The sequence below is a fragment of the Vibrio sp. 1S139 genome, from assembly GCF_041439475.1.
Taxonomy (GTDB): Bacteria; Pseudomonadota; Gammaproteobacteria; order Enterobacterales; family Vibrionaceae; genus Vibrio; species Vibrio crassostreae_C.
In genome coordinates this window covers 1-10,546 of record NZ_JBGOOD010000095.1, presented here as the reverse complement: position 1 = coordinate 10,546, position 10,546 = coordinate 1, and the positions used below count along the sequence as shown (strand labels likewise).

Sequence of the window (10,546 nt, the reverse complement as noted above, 5' to 3'; positions counted from 1 at the left end):
GAAGCCTTTTTTCTATCTAAATAAACAAGTTAGCTCTTAAGATCCTGTCTATGAAGGTAGGTTACTTTATCGATCTCGATAAAAGCTCAACCAACCGTATCGCACCTAAGTACGACATCAACCAGTTCAAGCCCAGCCAGTTCGAGATGTTGAAACTGATGTTCAACACCTATCATCGAGAGCTGATTAAGGCTCTGATAGCCGTGTTCACCATCTCTTCCTTTTTCCTATTCGTTGTCTACTTTTCCCAAATCCTTTATACGACGAAGATTGCGAATGAATACAGTGAGAACACCAAACACATTGCCGCAGAAGTCATGGACTACGGTTGCGATAGCCACGGGGCTGTGCACTCGCTAAGGCACTCGCTCAACCTTGATTCTGTCGTCATGACCACACCTTATGACTCCTGCTATATCTCTAAAACACGTTCTAAGATGATAGAGCTCAATCAATTAGACGACTTCTACGATAGTGCTGACTTTGCCTATTCACGCTTCATGGATACCGAGCACGACATTGAGATGGTTGCTCGAATATCTAAACGATCTATCGAAGCTCGATACAAGAACTCACTATTGCCTCTATTAGTCGATTCGATTTCCATCCAGAAGAATGGTTACCACATCTTAAACCTTGGCGAAGAGAGTAAATCTATCTATCAAACCTCCCTACCAACGGGTGCAACCATCACCTTCTACAGTGACGACATTGTTGCACTATGGATTGCGCTTTCTCTGATACTCGCCACCCTGCTTTATCGCTCCTATATTCTGGGTTTCGTGATCTACCTGTTTCGTTGGAAACACATCTCCTTTGAAGAAGAGCCGATCATCAACACCGAAGACAACTGCGTTCTCTACTACGAGTTGTTATCTCGTGTGCGTAACGTTGGCGTTTTAAGCTTCATCAACACCATGAGACGCACCAATTTACTCACCTTTCATACTATTTTACTCATCGAGACAGTCAGAAAAGCGAAGTTAAACAACAGCCATGAGATCTATGGTGTCAACGTGTGTCCGAGTGCTTTGGTAGGGTCGAACTTCGCAAGGCTCAGAGAGCATTTAGCCGCGATGGAAGCGAATGAGTTTGTCGTAGAGATTACTGAATATTCGAACATTGGCTATGGGTGTGAGGTTATCGATAACATTAAGGATATCAAAAAGCTTGGTATCACTATCGCTCTGGATGACTTTGGTACGGGCAATAACAACATCGAAATCATCAATGTTATCTCTCCGGCCTATCTAAAACTGGATCGTTGCTTTGTTAAGGATATCGAGTCAGGAGAGCATCATCAGGGTGTATTGCTCAATATCTCGGAGATTGGACGCCTATCAAATATCACAATGATTTATGAAGGTGTCGAGACGCGTAGGCAGCAATATATCTTGTGTCAGTTAGGCTACAACTTACATCAAGGTTACCTGTATAGCCGGCCTAATGACTCAAAGGAGCAATAGGCCCAGCCTAATAGAAGTCTTGATCAGCAACCATTCCCTATTCAAATAATCATCGCTTATACAGCTGCTTGAGAGCCCACAAGGATGTAGGCTTCAAGTGCCCTCCCCACCAAACGTGCTTTATCTAAACATAAAAATACCCGATGCACTTTCATAAAATCCTTGCCAACTCGAATAAATAGGTTAGTGTTATACACATGTATATCACCATGCAGTTTTAATTATGACCGAATGGAAAGACGACCAGCCGATCTTTAGGCAGCTTGCCGCCAAGATCAGTGACCAAATTCTTCAGGGTGTTTGGCTAGAGCTACAAGCATTGCCCTCTGTGCGTGCGGTTGCCGCCGATCTCAAGATCAACCACCTTACTGTCATGAAAAGCTACCAGTTACTGGTGGATGAAGGCTTGGTAGAGAAAAAACGCGGCCAAGGCATGTATGTGGCCGAAGGGGCACTTCAAAAATTGAAAGAGTCCGCACACCAATCATTCATCAACACACAGATCCCAGCCATCGCTGAGACGCTAAGCATCATTGATATGAGTGTCGAAGAACTCGTGAAACAGCTAGCACAACATATAAAGGACAAGTCATGAGTACGTTACTTTCCGTGAAAAACGTAACCAAAACCTATTCAAATCAAGTGGGTGTCGAGAACATCAGCTTTGAGTTAAAACCGGGGCAAGTGCTTGGACTGCTGGGCCATAATGGCGCAGGGAAATCGACACTGATCAAATCACTGCTTGGTGGACACAGCTATCAAGGTGAGATAGAGGTTAATGGCTACCACCCTATCCACCAGCATGCAGAACTCATGCTGCACTTGTCGTACATTTCAGATGTTAACGTGTTACCCGAGTGGATGACCGTTAAGCAACTGCTTAGATACACCCAAGGTGTGCACCCTAGCTTCAACAAGCAAAAAGCAGAACAGACGCTAAGCAGCACCAACATCAAGCTCTCTTCGACTATCAAGCAGCTTTCTAAGGGAATGAAGGTACAACTTCACCTTGCGATCATCATCGCGACTGACACCCAAGTGTTGATCTTAGATGAGCCTACACTTGGCCTAGATTTACTGTACCGCGATACTTTTTATCGCCATCTACTTGAGTGGTTCCACGACGGCGAACGCGCCATGATCATTGCAAGCCATGAGGTTTCAGAGATTGAACATTTATTAACGGATGTTCTGATTTTAAAACAAGGCCATTGTGTGCTGCAAAAGAGCATGGAAGACATCGAAAATGACTATTTCATTATCGAAGTCGCAAATAACCATTCAAGCGAGATACAGAAACTCAACCCACTGACCTCGCAATCAGGCCTGGGCACCACTAAGTGGTTATTGGAAGGTCAATACAAAGCGCAGGTTGAATCACTGGGTAACATCTATAACGTTGGTCTCGCAGATCTATTCCTTGCAACACAGACGGAGAAGGCATAATGCATCCAAGTTTTTACATGCTAGAAAAAGAACTCATCGAGCACAAAATTAACACTCGATTGCCTCTGTTTGTCGCGTTATGTGGTTTCTTACTGTTCGTTAGTCTGTTCTTCAATGGCGCAGCGCAGCATGAGTTTTTCTTCGAAATGCAAGTGAACGGTGACGTGAGCGACATCCACAGAGAGTTCGCACAAGACCTCAACTCAGTGATCTACTTTGGCGCGGGCCTTATTTCACTGATCCTATCAACGCTTTACATCCCTAAAACGCTGCGTAAAGAGCGCCAAGAAGGCAGTTCGATGTTTTGGAGAAGTATGCCGGTATCTAACGCAATGACTCACGGTGTGAAACTCGGCTTCGGTTTAGTGGTGATTCCGGCTATCTGTGCATTGTTAGTACTGTTCGCAGATTTTCTATTCTGGATATTGAACGTCTCAAGTGAACAACAACTGGCGCTATTGGTTGAACAACAATCTCTGTTTTATGTGCTGAGCAACTGGGTCGTGTTTTTTGGACGAATGATGTTAGTTGCACTGGTTTTATTGCCACTGGCAACCGTCACTCTAGCGATTTCGCAGCTGGTAAACTCTCCATTGCTTGTCATTTTCATCTCAAGCTATGCGATTAAGTTCCTCTCTGTCGCAGTGTTTGGGTTCTATGGCATCAATGACTTCCTATCTCTCATCGCGTCATTACCAATGAATGTACTCATAGCAAGCAACCCATTAAGTGCGATTGCAGAAGCGCCGATTTTATCTTTAGGTATTTACGCACTGATCGGTGTTGGTGGCTATCTACTGAGCCTAAAGCTAAATAGAACGGACGATGTGAGCTTAAAGACGCTGTTCCAACGTTAGAGTCTATCCTAAGCACGAGCCTTTATCGGGCAGTCACATCAGATATCAAAATCTAAATCAAAGCTTCTGAGAAATCGGGAGCTTTTTTATTATCAAGACGTTAACGAGTACAGGGATGCGATAACAAGGAACAAGGAACAAGGAACAAGGAACAAGCTTTAGTTTGGGGTAACAGGTTTAACAAACGAAGATAAACTTAGAGGAGGTATTAATGAGCTGACATTGAATTGCATTGTTGTTAATGCCTGCCAGCTCTTTGGGGATGATTTCTTTAGTCGCCGACCAGATGAAGGTCCTTGATAGTACTAATGAAATCGATTTGTTGCGTTTTACATTTGATTAAGCTTTTCAGCTTTTTTTATCTTAAAGCTTTACGATTTAAAGCTTATTTCTTTGAAGCTTCTTTCGCTGTGTCTTTCCAGTATTGGATGCGAACGCGATGAAGCTGTGCTCTTCTCATTTTTTTCATAAGGGATATTTCCTTTTCTTTAACTGCTCTTCATGAGCTATTTTTATTGCCAACCATTCGAATCTAACGGTGTTTGATGTCCAGATCAATGATACAAATCACAAAATTTATAGAGTTTTGAGTACCATTTACATCAAAGTATGACCTAGATATCAACTATGGCTCAATTCAATCCTATGAGCCGCTCTTCAAAATTAAGGTTAGTTCTCTCAGATGACAAATTCATTTCAGTATCAATACAGTTCAATGATACTAATTTAATAGACCGGACCAACGCGGATTTAGTTCCAACGTCTTATTTTTTATTGCTCACACCGCCCCTAAAGTTACGCTGTAACCAATGATGTATTCAATGTGAACAATTAATCGCCACATTAGCCTATACGTCACAACATCAAAATGGGATTATGTTTGTAACGGGTAAAGCTTTTTATAGAAAAAAGCCGTAGTGGACAAAATTAAATAGACGTAATTAAATGGACGTAATTATGAGTAAAGTAATTCTGCAAGGGCATATTCTAGTGCCAGACAACGACCTAAAAGCCGTCACACAAGCCTTGGTTGTACACAAAGAACTAACACTGGAAGAACCTGGTTGTATCGTGTTTCGAGTCAGTCAGAGCACGCTTCAACCTAATCGCTTTGAAGTGTATGAAGAATTCACTAGCCGAAAAGCATTCGAAGCGCACCAACAGCGAGTAAAAGCGTCTGAATGGGGTGAAACCTCCAAGAACGTGACACGTCATTACCAAGTCACCGATGTTCCGACATCGTAATGATACATCCGCTAGCCAACAGTATCGTCACGTTGATCAAGCAAGATCCCTTACGAATGCAGGTTTTAGACTGTGTCGCTCAGCTGGATTTGCCGCAGTGCTATTGCTATGTTGCTGCGGGCTTTGTGAGAAACCTCGTTTGGGATCACCTACATGGTTATGCCTCCCCGACTCCACTCAATGATATTGATGTGATCTACTTTGATCCCATTGATACCTCTTACGAATCGGATCTTCGATACGAGGCTCAGCTTAAACAACGGTTACCTGAATTGAATTGGCAAGTTCGCAATCAAGCCAACATGCACACCAAAAATGGGGATGAGTCTTACCAAAGCTCATTGGATGCGATGAGTTACTGGCCAGAGAAAGAAACCGCAGTCGCCGTAAAGCAAAGCCTCAATGGAGACATCGAGTGTATTTCGTCTTTTGGTTTAGAGAGTTTGTTTGATTTGCAAATCACACCCAACCCAAAGCGTAACCGAGATATCTTTGATCAAAGAGTACAATCCAAGTACTGGCTGACCCAGTGGTCCAAGTTAACGATCAGTCACAGTTAACTAGCTTTCGAATTCAAAGCTAAAACCATTGACTAAAATCCCAATCAGATCGAACATGCCCCACTTATTAACTTATTAACTTATTAACTTAGTAAGTAAGTTAGTTAGTAACTAACCAACTAATCAGCCGCGCGTGGCGACTAGCTGCTACGCTCTCTCGTCATACTGAGTAACGACCATGAACCAACAATACATGCTGCAAGCACTCGAAGCTTCGCGCCAAGCCCTACCCGATTGCCAACCAAACCCGCCAGTAGGCTGCGTTTTGGTAAAGAACGATAAGGTGGTGTCTGTTGGGTATACACAGAAGGTCGGCGGTAACCACGCCGAGGTTGAAGCGCTCAATAGCTATGACGACGGATTGGACGGAGAAATGGAAGGGGTTACCGCTTACGTAACTTTAGAGCCATGTTCATTTGTCGGCAGAACTCCCGCTTGCGCCAATACATTGGTTAAAGCAGGTGTAAAACACGTGGTAATAGCGATGCTAGACCCAGACCCTCGCAATAATGGTCGTGGTGTTGCGATCCTTGAATCGCACGGCGTGAAGGTGGATGTGGGGTTATGCCAAGCGCAAGTGAGTGCTTTTCTAACCCCATATCTTGGTAAATCTTAGCTCTTAAACAGCCAACGCTAGCTCAATTTGACTCGATAAAGCGGATTGACTGGCTTACCGACAAAGTATGACCAAATATGATCGTAGACGGCATGTTGGTTAGGGAATGGTGCCAACGCTTTTGCCTCTTCTAAATTGCACCAACGATACTCGGTGTGTTCGTCATTCAGTTCAATCGCTTGGTTGGGTGGGCATAGCACCGCAAACACAGGGATTAGCTGAATCACATTCACGTGCGCCTCATAAAACTGCTCCAGAAACTGCGCGTTATACAAAGCTTCCACTTTAATTTGGGTCTCTTCTTCAAACTCGCGCACGATAGCCTGCCAGCCTGTTTCACCCGCTTCAATCGAGCCTGCGACGTGACACCAAAACTCACCTTTAACACGCTTCATTAATAGCATTTTCATTTGTCCGTCGCTCTCTGAAATAGCGACACCGGAAACAATCGAAGTATTGAGTGGAATCATAACGTTACCTTAGTTTTAATAAGAGGGCGGCAAGGCTACCACCCTTGGTTTGTTAAATTGTCTTCTATGATTAAAAACGAGAAGTTACTCATCAATTAATGGCGTTCAAGCCATAACTCATAGGCTCGTCGCTTGGCTATCCAGTAATAGAACTATTTCTTATTTGAGGCGCTTTTCGATAAAGAGTAGAATCGCCGCCTTGTACTGTGTTTAACGTCTCTAAACATACACAGTAGACTCACAACCATTTATCACCACGATATAAGTATTAATACGACTATGCACTCATCAAAACCAACGCACGACTCAGAAAACAGCCACACACCTGAGCATTGCTTCACTCGTTTTCAACAGCCGATCGAGTCATATTCGTTGCCTGAGCGTTTCACATTCCCGTTCTACTACGAACCGCACCCATTGTGTGAAATCGCTTCTCATCAGCTTCAACAATATCTAGAAACTCAAACCGACTGGCAGCATGACTTCGGACTTGATACTGACGCTGGTCGCGGCAAAATGTTTGGTGTGTTATTGGTGAAAAGCCCTGAAGGTGAATTGGGGTACTTCTCTGCTTTTTCAGGGAAAATCGCCGACCAAAACCTACTGCCTCACTTTGTACCGCCCGTGTTCGACATGCTCAGCAGCGACAGCTTTTTCCATCAAGACACAGCCGACATGATGGCTGTCAACGCTGAGTTTAAAGCGCTGCAAGCAAATACTGAATACCTTGAATTGTGCGAGCAACTGGCACAGCAAAAAGCGCAAGCCGAGCAAGAGATTGAAGCTCAACGTCTATTGATTATTGAAGGCCGAAAAACGCGTAAAGAACAACGTGAACAAGGTAAAGAAAACCTTGATGAGCAAACTTTCGAACAGCTAAATAATGAGCTAAACAAAGCCAGTGTTGCCGACAAGAACCAGCAGAAGTACCTAAAACTTAACTGGGAACAGACCCTGCAAGTGTTGCAAGCTAAAGTTGATGTATTCAACACTCAACTGGCTGAGCTAAAAGAGCAAAGAGCACACATTTCTCATCAGCTTCAACACAAGTTGTTTTCACAATACGCTTTCCAAAATGCGGAAGGAAGCGTTGAAGACCTTAACCAAATCTTTGAAAACACGCCAAACAAGATACCACCAGCTGGCTCTGGCGAATGCGCTGCGCCTAAATTGCTGCAATACGCGTACTTACATGGTTACACGCCACTGGCATTGGCTGAATTTTGGTGGGGCCGCTCTCCAAAGTCGGAAATCCGCAAGCACAAGAAATACTACGCTTCTTGTCAGAGTAAATGTGTGCCGATTTTAGGCCATATGATGAAAGGCCTAGAAGTCGATCCAAACCCATTGCTAGAGAACCCAGCAGAAGGCAAAGAGCTGGATATTCTGTTCCAAGATGAGCACATCGTGGTAGTACACAAGCCAGCAGGTTTTCTATCCGTGCCGGGTAAAACCATCAAAGATTCCGCCTACACACGTGTTCAAGAAATGCATCCCGATGTTGAAGGCCCATTTGTGATTCATCGCTTAGACATGGCGACCTCTGGCATTCTAATCTTCGCTCTCACACGACGTGCGAACAAGAGCTTACAGAAGCAGTTCATTACTCGTGAAGTTGAGAAGCGATATGTCGCAATGATTGAAGGTGAGCTAGACCATGATGAAGGCTATATTCGACTGCCATTGCGTGGCGACTTGTATGACCGCCCTCGTCAGATTGTTTGCTTCGAACACGGCAAGCCTGCAGAAACCAAATGGGAAGTGATTGAGCGAAACGAGCAAACCACTAAGGTTTACCTGCACCCTAAAACAGGCCGTACACACCAGTTACGTGTTCACTGTTCACACCAAGAAGGGCTTAACATGCCTATCGTGGGTGATGGCCTATATGGAAATAAAGCCGACCGACTGCACCTACACGCTGAAAGACTTGCACTGCACCACCCAGTCACCAAAGAGTGGATGGAATTCCAGTTCGACGCTGAATTCTAAAATCTCTCATTAGTACCGAGCTTTAAAAGGAGTCACACCGCTTGTGGCTCCTACCTCTTTTGGGTATATCTCCACGCTTATTGCACTACATCAAGATTCACTTTGTTGTGAAGAGTAGCATGCCCTCCTTCTTCTCTCCTTGAGGCCTTTGATATGTCATCAGCTGCTTTGAATTTACACCACAACACACAAACTTCTTCTTTGATAACTGCGCAAGCACCAAGCTTGAAACCACTAGCAACCAAAAAGCCTAATCTAAATTTGGCAATGCTAAGCTTAATTGAAGAAGTTAAAAACGAACTCCCACTTTACGAATCGGAGACGTTTATCTGTGGGCCAAAAGGAAACTGCTCGGGTTGCTCTAAAAAGCTACTAGAGATGGTCGACAGTGAGTTGATGTACTGGGAGCACCGTATTTCAATTGGCCAAGCCCCCAACTTCGAAGAACTGCGCCGTTTTGGTAAGCTATGCAGCAGTGTTAGACGCGGTTTAGAGCGTAACGGTTTAGTCGAAAAACGCCCAAAGAAAAGATAACAAGCCAAGTCGATAATCATTACAATGTGTCGCTGGCGATTACAAGCTACCCTGATTGGGCTGGAAACCTATATTTACATGCTTATATTTCAGATCCGACCTTGCATTAAATTACCCATACAAAACGAGAGAAAAGTCACAATGTGGCGTTAATTTCGTATCAAAATAGCACACGGTAACCGATATTACCGCCACTTAATCACACGCCTATAGAACCAAGAATGTTTCGCTCCATTTTTACTTTTTTGATACTTATTTTTAGTACTTGCCAAATAACTTACGCTGAACCTTTAAGATTGCCAGGTAAACCGAATGACAAAAAACTGCACCTTACTTTGGTTCAAGAAATAGTTAATCGCTCGAGCCGATTCGATGAAATCGAGTTTGTCTATCAAGCAACAGGGGAACCTGCTCAATCAAGAGTTATGGCGGATTTAGAGTCGGGAGAGATTGACCTTTATTGGTCAGCGACCAGTCTCGACATGGAAAAACGCTTTGCTCCAATATTGTTCCCTATATATCGAGGAATGCTTGGTATGCGAATCGGATTAATTCATGAAAAAGATAAACAATTACTCGCAAACGTAAGATCTAAAGCGGATTTCACGCGCTTTAAAGTTTGTTCAGGGAAAACATGGCCAGACACATTCATTCTTGATGCCAATGGTATAAAAACCGCTAAATCGCTTAAATATCCAAATATTTTTGAGATGATGCTTGCTGGTAATCGGTGCCACTTGTTTGCTCGTGGTGTCATGGAACCATTTGCAGAAATGCAATCATACCCAGAACTACCTTTAGCTGTTGATAGTCATGTCATGCTCCGCTATCGCATGCCATATATGCTCTTTGTCCAAAAAGAAAACACAGAACTTCAGCAACACATCACAGAAGTGGTTGAAGAAATTTTCGCTGATGGCACCTATGAGAAACTCTTTTTCGAAGACTCCGAAGTAAGAATGGCGCTCTCACGGGCCAACCTTTCAGAGCGAACTATTATCGATCTTGAAAATCCATATCTGACCGAAGACACCCGCTCTATCCCAGAAAAATATTTCTTTGATCCGCTTGCCAACTGAGTACATTTTTATGAACCAAATAACAAAAAAAATGGTTTTACTGATCGCTGCAGTGATGCTTATTGTTGCTGCTATCGCTTTGCCAATCCAATTTATGATTAACCAATCAAACGTTACTGATAAATCTTCACAAGAAATCCAGCGTATAACCTCTGAATTAAGTGTGATATTGCAAGAACCTGTTTATGCATACGATAAGACACTGATACTTAATATCATTGAAGCGTACATAGACAGGATCTTAAGAGCTAACTTGTTTATTTAGATAGAAAAAAGGCTTC

11 protein-coding genes and 1 pseudogene are annotated in these 10,546 nt (G+C 43.5%); 11 read left to right on the top strand and 1 reads right to left on the bottom strand.

Annotated elements, in window-relative coordinates:
- Nucleotides 1–53: 53 nt before the first annotated feature.
- The 7 genes and pseudogenes from ACED46_RS20435 to ACED46_RS20405 all read left to right on the top strand — a co-directional run.
- Nucleotides 54–1,466: pseudogene (locus ACED46_RS20435) on the top strand (EAL domain-containing protein); the annotation flags it as partial.
- A gap of 223 nt (nt 1,467–1,689) precedes the next feature.
- Nucleotides 1,690–2,061 carry a GntR family transcriptional regulator gene (locus ACED46_RS20430; RefSeq protein WP_017060587.1) on the top strand — a complete coding sequence of 124 codons (372 nt, stop codon included), beginning with the start codon at nt 1,690–1,692 and terminating at the stop codon, nt 2,059–2,061.
- Complete coding sequence (locus ACED46_RS20425) at nt 2,058–2,912, top strand: ABC transporter ATP-binding protein (RefSeq protein ID WP_017060586.1); 855 nt, start codon at nt 2,058–2,060, stop codon at nt 2,910–2,912. Before ACED46_RS20430 ends, ACED46_RS20425 begins: the two co-directional genes overlap by 4 nt.
- Nucleotides 2,912–3,769 (top strand): hypothetical protein, encoded by an 858-nt coding sequence (locus tag ACED46_RS20420; RefSeq protein WP_017060585.1) that lies wholly within the window; start codon nt 2,912–2,914, stop codon nt 3,767–3,769. The genes ACED46_RS20425 and ACED46_RS20420 overlap by 1 nt, the downstream gene beginning before the upstream one ends.
- Before the next feature lie 957 nt (nt 3,770–4,726).
- On the top strand, nt 4,727–5,014 hold the full coding sequence (locus ACED46_RS20415) for a putative quinol monooxygenase (protein ID WP_108156688.1): 288 nt from the start codon (nt 4,727–4,729) through the stop codon (nt 5,012–5,014).
- Nucleotides 5,014–5,574, top strand: a complete 561-nt coding sequence (locus ACED46_RS20410) for a nucleotidyltransferase family protein (protein ID WP_371722306.1) — start codon at nt 5,014–5,016, stop codon at nt 5,572–5,574. Before ACED46_RS20415 ends, ACED46_RS20410 begins: the two co-directional genes overlap by 1 nt.
- A gap of 178 nt (nt 5,575–5,752) precedes the next feature.
- On the top strand, nt 5,753–6,190 hold the full coding sequence (locus ACED46_RS20405; protein WP_371722305.1) for a bifunctional diaminohydroxyphosphoribosylaminopyrimidine deaminase/5-amino-6-(5-phosphoribosylamino)uracil reductase RibD: 438 nt from the start codon (nt 5,753–5,755) through the stop codon (nt 6,188–6,190).
- Between the two features lie 17 nt (nt 6,191–6,207).
- Here the strand turns inward: ACED46_RS20405 and ACED46_RS20400 are convergent, their stop codons facing one another.
- A complete protein-coding gene (locus ACED46_RS20400; RefSeq protein ID WP_371722304.1) occupies nt 6,208–6,660 on the bottom strand; it encodes an NUDIX pyrophosphatase in 453 nt (150 codons plus the stop codon).
- Nucleotides 6,661–6,939: 279 nt separating this feature from the next.
- Here ACED46_RS20400 and ACED46_RS20395 point away from each other — a divergent pair, with 279 nt between their 5' ends.
- From ACED46_RS20395 to ACED46_RS20380, 4 genes are all read left to right on the top strand, one after another.
- The gene (locus ACED46_RS20395; protein WP_371722303.1) at nt 6,940–8,652 is read left to right on the top strand and encodes a pseudouridine synthase; all 1,713 of its coding nucleotides are present in this window, start codon (nt 6,940–6,942) and stop codon (nt 8,650–8,652) included.
- A gap of 153 nt (nt 8,653–8,805) precedes the next feature.
- Complete coding sequence (locus tag ACED46_RS20390; RefSeq protein ID WP_371722302.1) at nt 8,806–9,186, top strand: hypothetical protein; 381 nt, start codon at nt 8,806–8,808, stop codon at nt 9,184–9,186.
- A gap of 221 nt (nt 9,187–9,407) precedes the next feature.
- Nucleotides 9,408–10,265 (top strand): ABC transporter substrate-binding protein, encoded by an 858-nt coding sequence (locus tag ACED46_RS20385; RefSeq protein ID WP_017066686.1) that lies wholly within the window; start codon nt 9,408–9,410, stop codon nt 10,263–10,265.
- Between the two features lie 10 nt (nt 10,266–10,275).
- Nucleotides 10,276–10,530: a hypothetical protein gene (locus tag ACED46_RS20380; protein ID WP_371722300.1), complete on the top strand. Its 255-nt coding sequence runs from the start codon at nt 10,276–10,278 to the stop codon at nt 10,528–10,530.
- Nucleotides 10,531–10,546: the final 16 nt, after the last annotated feature.